At 70.2% G+C, this 16148-nt stretch carries 18 protein-coding genes; 15 read left to right on the top strand and 3 right to left on the bottom strand.

What is annotated here, in order from left to right; genetic code table 11:
• Window positions 1-75 precede the first annotated feature (75 nt).
• Complete coding sequence (locus tag JYK02_RS27925) at window positions 76-1335, top strand: metallopeptidase family protein (RefSeq protein WP_207055612.1); 1260 nt, start codon at window positions 76-78, stop codon at window positions 1333-1335.
• A gap of 8 nt (window positions 1336-1343) precedes the next feature.
• On the top strand, window positions 1344-2522 hold the full coding sequence (locus JYK02_RS27920) for a class I SAM-dependent rRNA methyltransferase (RefSeq protein ID WP_207055610.1): 1179 nt from the start codon (window positions 1344-1346) through the stop codon (window positions 2520-2522).
• 15 nt (window positions 2523-2537) lie between these two features.
• Here the strand turns inward: JYK02_RS27920 and JYK02_RS27915 are convergent, their stop codons facing one another.
• Together JYK02_RS27915 and JYK02_RS27910 are read right to left on the bottom strand one after the other, a co-directional pair.
• Entirely contained in the window at window positions 2538-3035 is a 498-nt protein-coding gene (locus tag JYK02_RS27915) for a caib/baif family protein (RefSeq protein ID WP_120526854.1), read from the bottom strand.
• A gap of 28 nt (window positions 3036-3063) precedes the next feature.
• Window positions 3064-3624: a hypothetical protein gene (locus JYK02_RS27910; RefSeq protein ID WP_347402602.1), complete on the bottom strand. Its 561-nt coding sequence runs from the start codon at window positions 3622-3624 to the stop codon at window positions 3064-3066.
• 34 nt (window positions 3625-3658) lie between these two features.
• Between JYK02_RS27910 and JYK02_RS27905 the strand changes: the two genes are divergently transcribed.
• From JYK02_RS27905 to JYK02_RS27890, 4 genes are all read left to right on the top strand, one after another.
• Window positions 3659-5725, top strand: a complete 2067-nt coding sequence (locus tag JYK02_RS27905; protein ID WP_207055608.1) for an ATP-dependent helicase — start codon at window positions 3659-3661, stop codon at window positions 5723-5725.
• Between the two features lie 168 nt (window positions 5726-5893).
• Window positions 5894-6340, top strand: coding sequence for a 50S ribosomal protein L13 (rplM, locus tag JYK02_RS27900; protein WP_207055606.1), 447 nt, complete (start codon window positions 5894-5896; stop codon window positions 6338-6340).
• A gap of 9 nt (window positions 6341-6349) precedes the next feature.
• Window positions 6350-6751 (top strand): 30S ribosomal protein S9, encoded by a 402-nt coding sequence (gene rpsI / locus JYK02_RS27895; protein ID WP_120526842.1) that lies wholly within the window; start codon window positions 6350-6352, stop codon window positions 6749-6751.
• A 143-nt stretch (window positions 6752-6894) separates the two neighbouring features.
• Window positions 6895-8313, top strand: a complete 1419-nt coding sequence (locus JYK02_RS27890; RefSeq protein WP_207055605.1) for a type IV pilus twitching motility protein PilT — start codon at window positions 6895-6897, stop codon at window positions 8311-8313.
• 29 nt (window positions 8314-8342) lie between these two features.
• Here the strand turns inward: JYK02_RS27890 and JYK02_RS27885 are convergent, their stop codons facing one another.
• Complete coding sequence (locus JYK02_RS27885; protein WP_207055604.1) at window positions 8343-9080, bottom strand: hypothetical protein; 738 nt, start codon at window positions 9078-9080, stop codon at window positions 8343-8345.
• Window positions 9081-9116: 36 nt separating this feature from the next.
• Between JYK02_RS27885 and JYK02_RS27880 the strand changes: the two genes are divergently transcribed.
• The 9 genes from JYK02_RS27880 to rdgB all read left to right on the top strand — a co-directional run bounded on the left by JYK02_RS27880 (window position 9117) and on the right by rdgB (window position 16137).
• Entirely contained in the window at window positions 9117-9623 is a 507-nt protein-coding gene (locus JYK02_RS27880; RefSeq protein ID WP_207055603.1) for a regulatory protein RecX, read from the top strand.
• A gap of 12 nt (window positions 9624-9635) precedes the next feature.
• Window positions 9636-10406: an outer membrane protein assembly factor BamD gene (locus tag JYK02_RS27875; protein WP_207055602.1), complete on the top strand. Its 771-nt coding sequence runs from the start codon at window positions 9636-9638 to the stop codon at window positions 10404-10406.
• Window positions 10403-11107 carry a hypothetical protein gene (locus tag JYK02_RS27870; RefSeq protein WP_207055601.1) on the top strand — a complete coding sequence of 235 codons (705 nt, stop codon included), beginning with the start codon at window positions 10403-10405 and terminating at the stop codon, window positions 11105-11107. Before JYK02_RS27875 ends, JYK02_RS27870 begins: the two co-directional genes overlap by 4 nt.
• Window positions 11108-11144: 37 nt before the next feature.
• Window positions 11145-11867, top strand: coding sequence for a tetratricopeptide repeat protein (locus JYK02_RS27865; protein ID WP_207055600.1), 723 nt, complete (start codon window positions 11145-11147; stop codon window positions 11865-11867).
• Window positions 11868-11904: 37 nt separating this feature from the next.
• Window positions 11905-12849 carry a DUF4388 domain-containing protein gene (locus JYK02_RS27860; protein ID WP_207055599.1) on the top strand — a complete coding sequence of 315 codons (945 nt, stop codon included), beginning with the start codon at window positions 11905-11907 and terminating at the stop codon, window positions 12847-12849.
• 11 nt (window positions 12850-12860) lie between these two features.
• On the top strand, window positions 12861-13925 hold the full coding sequence (gene selD / locus JYK02_RS27855) for a selenide, water dikinase SelD (RefSeq protein WP_207055597.1): 1065 nt from the start codon (window positions 12861-12863) through the stop codon (window positions 13923-13925).
• Between the two features lie 65 nt (window positions 13926-13990).
• Window positions 13991-14797, top strand: coding sequence for an N-acetylmuramoyl-L-alanine amidase family protein (locus JYK02_RS27850; RefSeq protein ID WP_207055596.1), 807 nt, complete (start codon window positions 13991-13993; stop codon window positions 14795-14797).
• 48 nt (window positions 14798-14845) lie between these two features.
• Entirely contained in the window at window positions 14846-15550 is a 705-nt protein-coding gene (rph, locus tag JYK02_RS27845) for a ribonuclease PH (protein WP_014394861.1), read from the top strand.
• Window positions 15547-16137, top strand: a complete 591-nt coding sequence (rdgB, locus tag JYK02_RS27840; protein WP_207055595.1) for an RdgB/HAM1 family non-canonical purine NTP pyrophosphatase — start codon at window positions 15547-15549, stop codon at window positions 16135-16137. Before rph ends, rdgB begins: the two co-directional genes overlap by 4 nt.
• The last annotated feature ends 11 nt before the right edge of the window (window positions 16138-16148 follow it).

Raw genomic sequence — 16148 nt, 5'->3', positions numbered from 1 at the left:
GGCAGGGGACCCCTCGGCCGGGCAGGCACGTCCCCGCTTCCTGTGCATGGGTCGGATGCCATAGCCTCCCGGCCCATGTCGCGGCGCGGTCTGCTCGCTGTCTGTCTCCTCCTGCTCGCCTCCTGCAAACGAACCTCTCCGGCTGCCGCCGACGCGGGCACGGATGCGGGCACGGCGGCCGCCGCCGTGGCGAAGGACGCGGGGACGCTCGCGGACGCCTCCTCCGAGGACGCGGGCCCCAGCGCCTCCGTGAAGCGCCTGCTGGACGAGGACGTGGCGGAGGTCCACCCGCTGGCGGTGTGCGACGCGAAGGGAGGCGCCCCCCTGGACGCGGCCCGCGACTACTACGACGCGGCCCGCTACGAGGAAGCGCTCTCCTGCGCCGCGCAGGCCGCCGCGCTGGAGCCGGACCTCGCCGCGGCCCACGCGGAGCGGGGCGCCGCCCTGGCCGCGCTCCACCGCGAGCCGGAGGCGCAGCTCGCCTACGCCCGCGCGCTGGCCATCGACCCCGGGGACGCGGACGCGCTCCTGGGCGCCGCGCACCTGTACGCGGTGCAGCTGCCCTCCACGCGCGAGCGGGACGAGCTGGGCGCGCTCTACGCCGAGCGCGGCCTGTCCCAGCCCTCCACGCCCCCGGAGCTCGTGCCCCCGCTGGCGCTGGTGGCGGCCATGGCCTTCAATGATTTGGGGCAGGCGGACCAGGCGCTGGACCGCGCCACCATCGTGCTCGCCCGCGAGCCGGGCAACCACGAGGCGAAGTACGAGAAGGCCCTGGCCCTCTTCGAGCTGTGCCGCTTCCGCGAGGCGAAAGCGGCCTTCGCGTCGCTCCTGAAGGACAAGGAGCGCGCGGCGCACGCGCACCAGCACCTGGGGCTCCTCTTGGAGCGCGAGGGCCAGTGGGCCAGGGCGGACGAGCACTTCGCGAAGGCCCAGGCGCTGGAGCCCGAGGACTTCCCCCCGCCGCCGCTGCCTTCCCCGGAGGAGTTCAAGGCCCAGGTGGCGCGGGCGCTGGCGGACCTGCCCTCGGACATGCGCAAGGACCTGGAGGGCGTGCCGGTGGACACGGAGGAGATTCCCGCCGAGGACGACCTGCTCGCCAACCAGCCGCCCTTGTCGCCCACCATCCTGGGCCTGTTCCGGGGGCCGTCCCTCCAGGAGCCGTGCGACGGTTCGGAGACGCCCTGCCGCTCGGTGGCCCTCTACCGGCGCAACCTGGCCCGCGCGGTGCGGACGCCCGAGGAGCTGCGCGAACAGATTCGCGTGACACTGCTCCATGAAATCGGGCATCTGCGAGGGGAAGACGACGAGGAACTGGCCGCGCGCGGCCTGGAGTGAGCCCCCACATGCCTTCCCTTCCCACCGCCCGGGTCAGCCTCAAGGGCGCCAAGACGCTGCGTCGCGGCACCCCCTGGGTCTACCGCACGGAGCTCACCGAAGCCCCCTCCACCGACACGCCGGGCGCGGTGGTGGCGGTGGTGGATCCGCAGGGCAACCCCATCGGCCAGGCCCTCTACGCCCGCCGCTCCCCGCTCGCCCTGCGGCTGCTCACGCGCAAGGGCCCGAACGAGGAGAAGGTGGATGACGCCTTCTTCATCCGCCGCCTGGAGGCCGCGCTCGCCCGCCGCGCGGTGCTGCCCGGCCGCGACGGCCTGCGCCTGGTGCACGGCGAGGCGGACCTCCTGCCCGGCTTCTTCGTGGACCGCTATGGCCAGGGCCTCACCGTGCAGACGCTGTCGGAGGGCATGGACGCGCGCAAGGAGATGCTCGCGCGGGCGCTGGTGGAGAAGACGGGCGCAAGCCACGTGGTGTGCCGCGACGACGCCTCCGGCCGCGACTTCGAGAGCCTGCCCCGCGAGGTGCGCCTGCTGCACGGCGAAGGCGCCGCGCGCTTCACCTACCACGAGGGCGACAACCGCTTCGACGTGGACCTCCTGGGTGACATGAAGACGGGCGCGTTCCTGGACCAGGTGGACAACCACCTGCGCGCGGGCGAGCTGGGCCGCGGCGACGCGCTGGACTGCTTCAGCTATCACGGCGGCTTCGCGCTCGCGCTCGCGAAGCACTGCACGTCGGTGCTCGCGGTGGAGCAGGACGCGAAGGCCGCCTCCCGCATCCAGTCCAACGCGGAGGCCAACGGCCGCGCCAACGTGAAGGTGGAGAACGGCAACGCGTTCGACGTGCTGCGCCGCTTCGACCAGGAGGGCCGCCGCTTCGACACCATCGTCCTGGACCCGCCGGGGCTGGCCAAGCGCCGCGAGGGCCTGGCCACCGCGCTGCGCGCCTACCACGAGCTCAACCTGCGCGCCCTGCGCTGCCTCAAGCCGGACGGCCTGCTGGTGACGTGCTCGTGCTCGGGGAAGCTGGACCGTCAGGGCTTCGAGTCCATGGTGCTGGACGCCGCCGCGGACGCGAAGCGCCCGGTGCAGATTCTCGAGCGGCGCGGCGCCGGCCTGGACCACCCGGTGCTCGCGGGCCTCGCGGAGACGGAGTACCTCAAGGCCCTCTACGTGCGCGCCCTCTGAAAAGAGGGCGGCCGGCTACGGGATGCCCAGCTCCTTGCGCAGCCGCCCGACGACCTTGAAGTACTCGGTGCGGCTGAAGCCCACGTTGAGGATGTGGAAGTCCTTCTTGGACAGCCCCACGCAGCCGAAGCAGTAGTTGCAGTCCTGCAGGTTCTTGCTCATCACCACGTACGCGCTGCTGGAGCAGTTCTCGCTCTGCACGCAGTAGGCGCACGCGTGGCAGTTCTTGCACTCCACGCAGTGCGAGCAGTTGGTGCACAGCTCGCACCGCGTGCAGTGCGTGCACTGGTGGCAGCTGTCGCAGTCCTTGCAGAACATGCAGTTGGCGCAGCGCTGACAGCCCTCGCACGCGTAGGAGCCGGGGTTGCCCGGGTCCACCGCGTAGCTCTTGGAGAGCTTCTGGAACTGCTCCATGAACTCGCGCTTGCCCAGGGACGACACGCCCAGGCGGGCCGCCTTCTCCTGCTCCAGCAACTCCTGGGTCGTCTGGGGCCGCGACCCCTTGTCCTTCACCGCCACAAACGCTCCTTGGACTCTTGAATCACTGCAGCCGGGCCAGCCCGGCCAGGTCGATGCCTCGCGCCACCCGCCGCACCTCCACGGTGCTGGGGAAGCCGCGGCTGGTGACGGCCACCACGAAGCGGTCGCCCACCAGGAGGTTCGCCTCCGCGACGGCCTCCTCCGCGTCATAGCGCACGAAGCCCACGGCTTCCTTCCACTGGATGGGCGCCGTGGGGTCGCTGGCTGCTCGCCCGCGTGCCTTGTGCGCCGCCTCGCGGATGGCTTGCCCCAGCTTCAGCCCCATGGTGGTGTCCACGATGCGCACCTTCACCTCGCGGCCTTCGCCCCGGGTGTAGGTGCGCTCCGCCTCCGACACGGACACCTCGCCGTACTTCCCCGTGGAGCCCGCGGTGGAACCCACCGTGAAGCCCTCCAGCGACTCCGGCAGAAAGGGCGCCAGGTCCTTGAAGTACACGCACGGTGCGGCGGTCGTCACCACGTCGCGCGGGGTGGGAGATGTCGTGCGTTCGTCGTCAAGGCAGCCGCCGCCCACGCCGAGCGCGAACGATGCGATGGCCAGCCGGAGGAAATAGTCGCGCACGGACGAATCAAAGGGTATCCCTGGCCCGCGCGCAATGGACCTTTCGAAGCTCAATCCTCCTCAGCGCGAGGCCGTCGAGACGCTCCAGGGCCCGCTGCTCGTGCTGGCGGGCGCGGGCAGTGGAAAGACGCGGGTCATCACCCACCGCATCGTCCACCTGCTCAACGAGCGGCCGAACCACATCATGGCCCGCAACATCCTGGCCGTGACCTTCACCAACAAGGCCGCCACGGAGATGAAGGAGCGGCTCATCCACATGGCCGGGCCTCGTGCCCAGGGCGTGCTCGTCTGCACCTTCCACGCGTTCGGCGCGGAGATGCTGCGCGAGGACATCCACCGGCTGGGCTGGCCGAAGAAGTTCGCCATCGCGGACATGGGCGACCAGCTCTCCATCATCCGCCGCGCCATGCGCGAGAAGCGCATCGATGACCGCGCCTTCGACGCGCGCAAGGTCCTCACGCTCATCTCCAAGGCGAAGAACTCCGGGGAGGCGCCCCAGCCCAAGCCGGAGGGGATGGGGGACGACTACGACCTCATCACCTCCATGGTCTTCGCGGACTACCAGCTCGCGCTCAAGGCGCAGGGCTCGGTGGACTTCGACGACCTGCTGGTGCTGCCCGCGCGCCTGTTGCGCGAGCACCCGGACCTGCACCGCAAGTACACGGCCCGCTTCCAGTACCTCCTGGTGGACGAGTTCCAGGACACCAACCACGCCCAGCTGGACCTGCTCAAGCTCCTGGCGGGCACGGCCCGGAACGTGTGCGCGGTGGGCGACGACGACCAGTGCATCTACTCCTGGCGCGGCGCGGAGGTGCGCAACATCCTGGACTTCGACAAGCACTTCCCGGGCGGCAAGGAGGTGCGGCTGGAGCAGAACTACCGCTCCATGCAGCGCGTGCTGGACGCGGCCAACGCCGTCATCGCCAAGAACCCGGAGCGCAAGGACAAGCGCATGTGGACCGACCGCAAGGGCGGTCCGCTGGTGAAGGTGGTGGCGTGCCCCAACGACGAGGAGGAGGCGCGCTTCATCGCGCATGAAATCCAGAAGCACATCTCGCTGGGCATCCCCGCGGACGACATCGCGGTGCTCTACCGCACCAACGGCCAGGCCCACCCGGTGGAGGAGATGCTGCGGGAGAAGAACATCCCCTACGAAGTCGTGGGCGGCAGCGAGTTCTTCGACCGCAGCGAGGTGAAGGACGTCATCGCGTACTTCAAGGTCCTGGCGAACAAGCTGGACGAGATCTCCCTCATGCGCATCGTCAACGTGCCCTCGCGCGGCATCGGTGACGTCACCATGGAGCGGCTGCACGCGCACTCGCGCGCGGAGGGCGTGACGCTCTGGACGGTGATGCGCCGCGCGGACACCTACGACGACCTGCCCGCGGGCGCGGGCGGCAAGGTGCTGGAGTTCGTGGAGATGGTGGAGCGCTACCGCGACGCCTTCGCCCAGACGCCCCGCCTGTCGGAGGCCACGCACAAGCTGCTGGAGGAGATCGGCTTCCGCGAGGCCACCCGCGCCAAGGCCGTCTCCGGCACCGCCGCGGACAAGAAGCTCAAGGGCGTGGACGGGGTGCTCGCGTCACTGGAGAAGTTCGAGAAGCGCGAGGGCCCCAAGGCCAGCCTCCTCACGTACTTGAACCGCCTCAGCCTGGACACGCGCCAGGAGGAGGAAGAGGTGCCGGGGCAGAACAAGCGCGTGACGCTCATGTCCCTGCACGCCTCCAAGGGCCTGGAGTACCGGCTCGTCTTCTTCATCGGCATGGAGGAGGACCTGATGCCCCACGGCGGCATGCAGGGCGAGGCGCAGAACCTCGAGGAGGAGCGCCGCCTCTGCTACGTGGGCATCACCCGCGCCAAGGAGCTGCTCTACCTCACGCGCTCCACCGTACGCGTGAAGCGCGGCAAGGAGGTCCCCCGCACGCCCTCGCGCTTCCTGGAGGACCTGCCCCCGGACGCCTTCGAGGTCGTGGACATGGACGCGCCGCGTCAAGGCCCTCCGGATGAGAAGGAGAAGAACTTCTTCGCGAACCTGAAGGAGCGCTTCAAGAAGCCCACCGCCGGGGGACCGGGCCCGGGCACCCCTGGCCGGGCGCCCTAGCGGGCTCCCCGTACGCCCAACCTTGACTTGATCCCGCCGTCCTACTAGGAGGGTCAGCCTTTCCGGGCTTCTGTCGGAGTTAAGGCGGAGGACCCGCGGTTGGTATCGCACGAGCACGCGGCCCCTGGCATGCACCTGGGCGCCGCGCCGAAGTCTGGAGTGCACGAAATGTCGCAGAAGACCTACAGCGCCAAGGCTGGGGACATCAAGCGCCAGTGGCACGTCATCGACGTGTCCGACAAGGTGCTTGGTCGCGCCGCCAGTCAGATCGCCACCCTCCTGAAGGGCAAGCACAAGCCCACGTACACCCCGTCCATCGACACGGGTGACCACGTCATCGTCATCAACGCCGACAAGGTGAAGGTGACGGGCACGAAGGAGACGGACAAGCAGTACTACCGTCACCCGTACGCCGGTTTCCCGGGCGCCCTGAAGATCACCAACCTCGCGAAGCTGCGCCAGCGTCACCCCGAGGACATCATCCTCAACGCCGTGCGCCGCATGCTGCCCCGCAATGCCCTGGGCCGTCAGATGATGACGAAGCTCAAGGTCTATGCTGGTGACACCCATCCGCACACCGCCCAGAAGCCGGTGGCGTTCAAGGTCGAGGCGTAAGGAACAACCATGGCGATCAATCCTGAACTCGGTTTCTACGCCACGGGCCGCCGCAAGGAGGCCACCGCTCGCGTCTGGGTGCGTCCTGGCAACGGCGCTGTCGTCATCAACGGCCGCGACATCAACGAGTACTTCGGCCGTGAGACGTCGAAGATGGTGCTCAACCAGCCGCTGGAGATCCTGGAGCAGAAGGGCAAGCTCGACGTCACGGTCAACGTGCGCGGCGGCGGCCTCTCCGGCCAGGCCGGTGCCATCCGTCACGGCATCGCGCGCGCGCTGTGCGCCTTCAACCCGGAGTTCCGTCCGGCGCTGAAGAAGGCCGGCTTCCTCACCCGCGATGCCCGCGCGGTCGAGCGCAAGAAGTACGGCCAGCCCGGCGCCCGTCGTCGGTTCCAGTTCTCCAAGCGCTAATCACGCTTGCCGGCCAGCTGTCCGGCCGCTCTTCGGCGGGGGTTTCCTTCGGGAAGCCTCCGCCGTCGTGCTTTGCGGGCAAGCGGGTGGGCGCGGCCCCGTCGCGAGGGGCGCGGGCGTTCTGCTACCATCCGGGCCCTCTCATGGAACTCAACGAAATCCTGCAGATCGCCCTGCGCGGCGGAGCCTCCGACATCCACCTGAAGGCGGGACTGCCGCCCATGTTCCGCGTGGACGGTTCGCTGGTGCCGCTCAAGGACGGCCGCCGCCTGCCCCCGGAAGAGGTGGCGCGCATGGCGTTCGGCATCATGAACGAGTTCCAGAAGGAGAAGTTCAAGGTCAGCAACGAAGTGGACCTGGCCTACGGCGTGCCGGGCCTGGGCCGCTTCCGCGTGAACGTCTTCCAGCAGCGCGGCACGGTGGGCGCGGTGCTGCGCGTCATCCCCTTCAAGGTGATGACGATGAAGGACCTGCTGCTCCCCACGGTGCTGGAGAAGGTGTGCGGTGAGGAGCGCGGCCTGGTGCTGGTGACGGGCACCACGGGCTCCGGCAAGTCCACCACGTTGGCGGCGATGATCGACTACATCAACTCCAACGAAACCAACCACATCATGACCATCGAGGACCCCATCGAGTTCCTCATCCGCGACAAGCGCTCCATCGTGAACCAGCGCGAAGTGGGTGTGGACACGATGAGCTTCTCGCAGGCCCTCAAGTCCGCGCTGCGCCAGGACCCGGACGTCATCCTGGTGGGCGAAATGCGCGACCACGAGACCATTGAAACGGCGCTCCACGCCGCGGAGACGGGCCACCTGGTGATGTCCACGCTGCACACGCTGGACGCCACGGAGACCATCAACCGCATCGTGTCCGCGTTCCCCCCGCACCAGCAGAAGCAGGTGCGCCTGCAGCTCTCCAGCGTGCTCCGCGGCGTCGTGAGTCAGCGTCTGGTGCCGCGCGCGGACGGCAAGGGCCGCGTGGCCGCGGTGGAGGTGCTGCGCGTCACCGCGCGCGTGCGTGAGCTGATTGAGGACAAGGACCGCACGAAGGAGATCCACGACGCCATCTCGCAGGGCACGGACTCCTACGGGATGCAGACCTTCGACCAGTCGCTGATGAGCCTGGTGCGCAACGGCCTGGTCACCTACGACGAGGCCCACCGCCAGGCCAGCAACCCGGACGACTTCGCGCTGCGCTTCTCCGGCATCAGCGGCACGTCCGACTCGAAGTGGGACAACTTCGACGCCAAGGCCGGCGAGGAGCGGCCCATCCCGGGCTCGGCGTCCTTCGCGCAGAAGGGCGCGCCCGCCGCGGCGGCCCCCGCGGCGCCCACGCCCGCGCCGGTGCCCCAGGCCCCGCGTCCCGGCGCGCCCATGGCGGCCCGTCCGATGACGCCTCCGCCCGGTGTCGCGGCGCCGCGTCCCGCCACGCCTCCGCCCGGCGTCGTCCAGGGCCGGCCGCTGCCGCCGCAGGTGGCGGCCCGTCCGCCCACGCCCGCGCCGGTGGCCGCGCCCGCTCCGGCGGCCGGCGGCGACGACGACTTCCAGATCGAACGCTTCTAGTCAGCCGGGCGAAAGGGGAGGGCGGCGCTTCAGGCGTCGTCGTCCCCCAGCTGCGCGCGCAGCCGGGTGAGGCGCATCGGGCCGATGAGCCCCTGGTGCGCCAGCGTCTGCAAGAGGGACACGGTGGCGCGTACGCGCGCGTCCTGCACCTCGTCGGACTCCTGGACGACCTCGTTGTCGAGCAGCGTCTCCAGGTGCTCCGGGTTGATGGAGGTGGGCCCCTCCGACCACGCGATGTCGAACAGCGCTCGGGCCATGTGCTCGCGCGCCTTGCGGTCCGCGTCGTTGGGCGCGGCCTTGGCGAACGCGAGGAACAGCGCGTCCACGGACTCCTTGGACAGCGCGGCCAGGGCGGGCACCTCGCCCAGGGACTCCTTCACGTAGTCCGCGTCGAAGCTGTCCACCTCCTGCTCGTAGCCGAAGGCCTCCTCCAGCAGGATGGACGCGAGGAAGGCATCGGACTCCTCGTCGCTCGCGCCCTCCTCCTTCAGCGCCTCGCGCGCCTTCTGCGTCGCGGCGGAGAGCGCCTCGTCCTGCGTGAGCGCGCGCGCGGCGGCGTGCGCGGCCAGCAGCACCAGCGCGGCCTGGGCGTCGGAGGACAGCGCGCGGCCGCTCACGCCCAGCAGCATGGCCTTCTGCTTGGGGTTGGCGTCCGCGGCGGTCACGAAGTGCTGCTCCTCCGGAGTCAGCGGTTCACCCGCCTTCTCCTTGCGGAGCGTTTCCCTGGCGGCGTCGGCGGTGAGGAAGCGGGCGAGGATGGGGTGCATGGCGATGGCCTGTTACCACATGGTAGGGACTCCGCGATGGTTGACGAGCCCGAAGGGCCAGAGGCTGTCCAGCGCGCCACCGACGCCTGCCTGCGCCTGCTCAAGGCGCGCGGCAGGAGCCGGCATGAGCTGACGCTCGCGCTGGAGCGCAAGGGCTTCCCGGCGTCCGTGCGCGACGCGGTGATGACCCGCCTGTCGGAGTGGGGCTACCTGGACGACGCGAAGTTCGCGCGCGAACGCGCCGCGGCCCTGCTGGGCAAGGGGAAGCTGGGGCCCCGGGCGGTGCTCCAGCGGCTGCAGGCGCACGGGCTGGAGGGCACGGAGGCCCGGCGGGCGCTGTCCGAGGCGAAGGACGCGGTGGGCTTCGACGCGCTGGAGGCCGCCCGGCAGGTGCTGGAGAAGCGGCGCCTGGCGGGCCGCCCGCTGGACGCGAAGGAGCAGGCCCGCGCGGGGCGGCTGTTGCTCAGCCGGGGTTTCGCGCCGGACATCGTGACCCGGCTGGTGGGAGAACCTTCGCTGGACCCCTCCGGGCAGGACGAATAGTTTGGGGGCGTGATGCGCTCCGCCGTCCTCGTCCTGACCGCCCTGCTGATGACCTCCTGTGCCGCCCTCTCCGCGGGGCCCGCGGGCGAGCCCGACTACGCCACCCAGGCGGCGGAGAACCTGGCGCTGGGCGAGGCCGCGCTGGAGGACAAGGACTTCCTCAAGGCGGAGAAGTACTTCGACCACGTCCGCACCAAGTTCCCCTACCTGGAGGCAGCCCGCGAGGCGGAGCTGAAGCTGGCGGACCTGGACTTCGCCCGGGAGATGTTCCCGGAGTCGCGCGACAAGTTCGACTCCTTCATCAAGCTGCACCCCACCCACCCCAAGGTGGACTACGCCGCCTACCGCGCGGCGCTCTCCTACGTGGAGGAGTTCCCCTCGGAGTTCTTCGCCCTGCCGCCTTCCTACGAGAAGGAGCAGAAGCCCATGTACGACGCGCTCCGGGCCATGAACGGCTTCCTGCGCCAGTACCCGGATTCGCAGTACGCGAAGGACGCCAAGGTGCACGCCGACGACGCCCGCCAGCGCCTGGCGCGCCACGAGCTCTACGTCGCGTCCTTCTACGCCAAGCGCGAGCGCTGGAAGGCCGTGGCCCAGCGCCTGGAGGGGCTGCTCAAGGACTACCCGGGCACGCCGCTGGAAGAGGAGGCCCTCTTCGACCTGCACAACGCCTACGTGAAGCTCAACGACACGGAGCGCGCGCAGAACACGCTGCGTGAGGTCCTCAAGCGCCTGCCGGGCACGCCCGCCGCCCAGCGCGCCCAGAAGATGCTGGGGTCGTGAGGCGCCTGGAGGACTGGGGGCGGCTGGGGGGCATCGGCATCGCCGTGCTCGCGGTCACCGGCGTCCTCCTGTTCCTGGGCCCGCGCCTGCTGGGCTTCGCGGCCGGGCCGGAGGCGGAGGTCATCACCGCCCTGAAGGAAGCCGAGCACGACGGCGTGTCGCTCTCCGTTCCGGGCACGAACGTGCCGCTCATGTCACGCAGGCTCCAGTACGCGCGCATCACCGTGTCGGTGGCGCCGGACGGCCGGAGCGCGGAGGCCTTCGCCACGCTGGACTTCGAGGGCGTGCTGGGCCCCACCACGGTCAGCACCGCGGGCGTGGAGGCCGTGCCCTTCACCCGCGCGTCCGGCCGCTGGAGGCCCGTGTCCTCGGTGGCCCCCCGGCTGGTGGCGGTGGTGGCGGCGCTGGAGGCGCGGCGGCGGGCCCTGGCGGAGGGCCGGCCGGACGCGCTCGCCCGGCTGGCGGGCCCGGGAGGAGACGGCGGGGCGGGGAAGGCGTGGGAGGAGGTGGCCCCCTTGAGCAAGCGGCGGCTGACGGCCCAGGCGTGGTACGCGCGGCTGGAGCGGGACGAGGCGACGGTGACGGAGCACTACAGGGTGGAGGGGGACCTTCCGGCGCGTCCGGTCGACACCCGGGGGGAGCGTCCGTTATTGCTCGTGCGCGAGGGCGATCAATTCTTGTTTTCGCCCGGGCTCATGTAGGCTACCCGAGGAGGCAGGGGCCCGCGCGGGCCGAGTCATGGACGAAGCCCTCAAGCAGCTACTGACCCTCGGGCGCGGCTCCTTCGAGAAGAAGCAGTACGCCCAGGCCGAGCAGTTCCTGACGAAGGTGGTCGAGCAGAATCCGACCTTCGCCGACGTCTACAACATGCTCGGCATCATCTACCACGACCAGGGCCAGTTCGCCCGGGCGCAGCGGGCCTTCGAGTCCGCGCTGCGGCTCAACCCCGCGTACACCGAGGCCGCGCTCAACCTGGCGGTCATCTACAACGACATGGGGAAGTACGCGGAGGCGAAGGAGGTCTACCAGGCCGCCTTGTCCCGCCAGAAGGGCGCCCCTGGCGAGCTGGACCCCTACGTCATGAAGAAGGTGGCCAACATGTACGCCGACATCGGCGACGTGTTCGCCTCCAGCGGCGTGTGGCAGAAGGCCATTGAAGAGTACCGCCGCGCGCTGGCGCACTTCCCGGAGTTCGTGGACATCCGCCTCAAGCTCGGCAACGCGCTGAGGGACGCCGGGGACAACGCGGCGGCCATCGCGGAGTACGAACAGGTCATCGCGCAGAATCCGTCGTACATTCCTGGACGGATCAATTATGGAATCGCCCTCTATTCGGCGGGACGCCGTGACGAGGCGGTGAAGGTCTGGGAAGACGTGCTCGTGCGCAGCCCCGGCAACAAGAGCGCGCAGATGTACCTCAACCTGGTGAAGGACCCGGGGAAGGCGGAAGTGACGGGTTGAGCACCATGGCAACTTCCATCATCGAGGTCGCGGCACCGTGAGCACTCCTGGCGGTACGGCGAAGTCCTTTGCCCTCAAGTTCATCTCCGGGAAGTACCAGGGCGGTGAGTTCCCGCTGAAGGCCAACAAGCAGATCGTCGTCGGACGGTCGAGCGAGTTGGACATGGTGCTGGTGGAGGACATGGTCTCGCGCAAGCACGCGAAGATCTTGTTCTCCGACGGAGCCATCACCATCGAGGACCTGGGGTCCACCAACGGCACCTTCGTCAACGGCGAGAAGGTCAAGCAGGCCAAGCTGAAGGAGGGGGACCGCATCCTCATCGGGACCTCCATCCTCAAGCTCGTGCACCAGGGCGCGGAGAGCGCCGCCGTGGACGAGAGCGTCGTGAAGCAGAAGCTGGAGGAGGCCGCCGCCGCCCAGGCCGCGCGCACCACCAAGGCCAGCTCCATGACGGGGAAGATCGAGGAAATTCCCCTCCCGGACCTGCTCCAGCTCTTCCACACGTCCAAGAAGAACGGCGTGCTCGTGGTGAACAACGCCCACGAGGGCCGCATCTACCTGCGCCAGGGCCGCGTGTACTACGCGGTCATCGACGACAACCACAACCTGGGCCCGCAGAAGAGCTTCAACCGCATCGTCACCTGGGAAGAGGGTGACTTCGAGCTGCGCCCCGCGGACACGCAGGAGTTCATGGTGGAGCTGGACTCCTCCACGGAAGCGCTCCTGATGGACGCCCTGCGGCAGCTGGACGAGTTCAAGCGCCTGCAGCCGAACCTGCCGCCCATGGCCACGGCGCTGCGCATCGCGCAGCCGTTGACGGCGCCGCTCAAGGAGCTGACGCCGGAGATGCTGGACGTGCTGCAGCTCGTGCACAACCACGGCTCGCTGGGCGGCGTGCTGGACCACTCGGACGGCGACGACGTGCTCACCGCCGAGACGGTGGTGCAGCTCATGAAGCGCGACTACGTGCGCGCGGAGTAAGGCAGGCAACCATGGCGGGCGGGAAGCCGGTGGCGCCGAAGAAGCGCCTCACGGAGATGAGCCACTGCGCGGGCTGCGCGGCGAAGCTCAAGGCGGGGGACCTGGCGACGGTCCTGGGCGGGCTCAAGGGGGCGGCGTCCCACCCTCGGGCCCTGGTGGGCTTCAACACGAACGACGACGCCGCCGTGTACCAGGTGGCGCCGGGCATGGCCGTGGTGGAGACGGTGGACTTCTTCCCGCCGCTCGTGGACGACCCGTTCCAGTTCGGCGCCATCGCCGCGGCCAACGCGCTGTCGGACATCTGGGCCATGGGCGCGAAGCCGTTGTTCGCGCTCAACCTGGTGTGCTTCCCGGACGAGCTGCCGCTCAAGACGCTGCAGAAGATCCTGGCGGGTGGCCAGTCCAAGGCGGACGAGGCGGGCATCCCCATCCTGGGCGGCCACAGCATCCGCGACCCGGAGCCCAAGTTCGGCATGGCCGTCACCGGCGTGGTGCACCCGAAGAAGGTGCTCACCAACGCGGGCGCGAAGCCGGGGGACGTGCTGCTGCTCACCAAGCCCGTGGGCACGGGCATCGCCACCACCGCCATCAAGCGGGGGCTTGCGTCCAAGCAGCTCACCAAGCGCGTGACGGCGCAGATGGCCACGCTCAACAAGGCTGCCGGTGAGGTGTTCGCGTCGGGCGCCTTCAAGGTACACGCGCTCACGGACGTGACGGGCTTCGGCCTCCTGGGCCACCTGCTGGAGATGATGACCGGCGCGAAGACGCGCGCGGCGCTGGACCTGGAGCGCATCCCGCTCATCGCGGAGGTGCCCGCGCTGGCGGAGGCCGGCGTGATTCCGGGCGGCACGAAGACGAACCTCGCCCACGTGAAGAAGCAGGTGACGTTCCCGGAGGGGCTGCCGGAGCACATCCAGTGGCTGCTCGCGGACGCGCAGACCAACGGCGGCCTGCTGGCCAGCGTGCCCGCGCGCCACGCGCTCAAGGCCATCCAGGCGCTGGAGAAGGCGGGCGTGGACGCGGCCCTCATCGGCGAGGTCCAGGCGGGCCGTCCCGGCATCGACGTCATCGGCTGAAGCACGCCGGCCCGGGGGAGCGGATTTCGCCTCCGGGCCGGGCCTCCGCTAACATCCGCGAGCGAATGTCGCCTCGCCGCTTCCCCCTCCGCCCCCTCCTGCTCGCGTGCCTCCTGCCGGCCCTCGCCGGGGCGGGGGAGCGCGGTGCGCGCATCGTCATCGACCCGGGACATGGCGGGGCGAAGGAGGGCGCGAAGGGGCCCGGAGACCTCTGGGAGAAGGAGATCGCCCTCCAGATTGCCCAGCGCCTGCGCGAGAAGCTGGAGGCCGCGGGCAGCGAGGTGTTCCTCACGCGCGAGCGCGACACGCAGATGGCGCTGTCGGAGCGGGTGGAGTTCTCCAACATCCAGCGGCCGGACCTCTTCCTCTCCATCCACGCCAACTCCATGCCCACGAAGCGCCTGCGCGAGCGCACGGAAGGCATCGAGACGTACTTCCTCTCCGCCAACGCCTCCGGTGAGGCGGCGCGGGCGGTGGCGGACCGCGAGAACGCAGAAGCGCCCACGGCCCGCTCCGCGCGGGGCCACTCCACGCTGGCCTTCATCCTGGATGACCTGGCACGCACGGAGGCGCACACGGACGCGTCCCGGCTGGCCTATGCCATCCACCCGCGCCTCGTTTCCAGGAGCGGTGCGGCGGACCGGGGCGTGCAGCAGGCCCCCTTCTTCGTCCTCACGGGCGTGGAGGCGCCGGCGGTGCTGATTGAAGTGGGCTTCATCTCCCACCCGCAGGAGGGCGCGCGGCTGGGGAAGGCCGCGTACCAGGAGACCCTGGCGGAGGCCATCGCGGACGGGGTGCAGGCCTTCCTCCGGGAGACGCGCCGGCGGGACTCCTCGCCCCCGCAACCGGTGGCTGGATCCACCGCGCCCTGATAAAGCGTGGGGGCTTTGCCCGTCCCTCCCTGTCAGGAGCCTTCCCTCGTGCGTTCCTTCAACCGTGGTGCGCTGGACCTCCGGCCTGTCACCCTCACGCCCAACGTCAACCGCTACGCGGAGGGCTCCGTCCAGGTGGAGTTCGGCCACACCAAGGTGCTCGTCACCTGCTCGGTGGAGGACCGCGTCCCGCCGCACCTGATGGGCAAGGGCTCGGGCTGGGTGACGGCCGAGTACGGCATGCTCCCGCGCGCCACGCACACCCGCGGCTCGCGTGAGGCCGCCAAGGGCAAGCAGTCCGGCCGCACCATGGAGATCCAGCGCCTCATCGGCCGGGCCCTGCGCGCGTCCGTGGACCTGCAGGCCCTGGGCGTGCGCACCTTCACGCTGGACTGCGACGTCATCCAGGCGGACGGCGGCACGCGCACCGCGTCCATCACCGGCGCGTACGTGGCGCTGGTGCTGGCCATGCGCTCGCTCAACAAGCCGGGCATCCTGAAGGGCCTCACCCCGCTCGCGGCCGTCTCCGTGGGCGTGGTGAACGGCGAGGTGCGCGTGGACCTGGACTACGACGAGGACTCCACCGCGGAGGTGGACCTGAACCTCGTGGCCACGGGCGACGGCCGCATCGTGGAGGTGCAGGGCACCGCCGAGCACAAGCTCTTCGACCGCAAGTCCATGGACGCGATGCTGGACGGAGGTCTGGCCGCCATCCAGCAGCTCGCCGCCGCGCAGGCGAAGGTGCTGGGATGAAGCCGAAGCTGCTCTTCGCCACCGGCAACGCCGGCAAGGTGCGCGAGCTGCGCCTGCTGGTGGGCGACGCCGTGGAGGTGGTGTCCCTCAAGGACCTGCCCCCCGTGCCGGAGCCCGTGGAGGACGGCGCCACCTTCGAGGAGAACGCGGTGAAGAAGGCCCGCGAGTACTCCCTGGCCACCGGCCTGCCCGCGCTGGCGGACGACTCCGGGCTGTGCGTGGACGCGCTGGACGGGCGGCCCGGCGTGCACTCCGCCCGGTACGCGCCGGGCAGCGACAAGGACCGGTACGAGAAGCTGCTCCAGGAGCTGGCGGACGTGCCGGAGGAGAAGCGCACCGCGTCCTTCCGCTGCGCCCTGGCCCTGGTGACGGGGAAGGGCGATGCCCCCCACGTGGAGGTGGGCCGCTGCGAGGGCGTCATCCTGCGCTCGCCCAAGGGGACGAACGGCTTCGGCTACGACCCCGTGTTCCAGGTGGCGGGGGAGGGCGGGCGCTCCATGGCGGAGCTGGCCCCGGAGGAGAAGTCCCGGGTGTCGCACCGGGCCCGGGCCTTCCAGTTGATGCGGCGCCATCTGTTGGCGCTCTGACCGGGCGGGCG

Origin of the sequence: Corallococcus macrosporus (assembly GCF_017302985.1) — a bacterium.
GTDB lineage: Bacteria > Myxococcota > Myxococcia > Myxococcales > Myxococcaceae > Corallococcus > Corallococcus macrosporus_A.
This window is presented reverse-complemented; position numbering and strand designations above follow the sequence as displayed.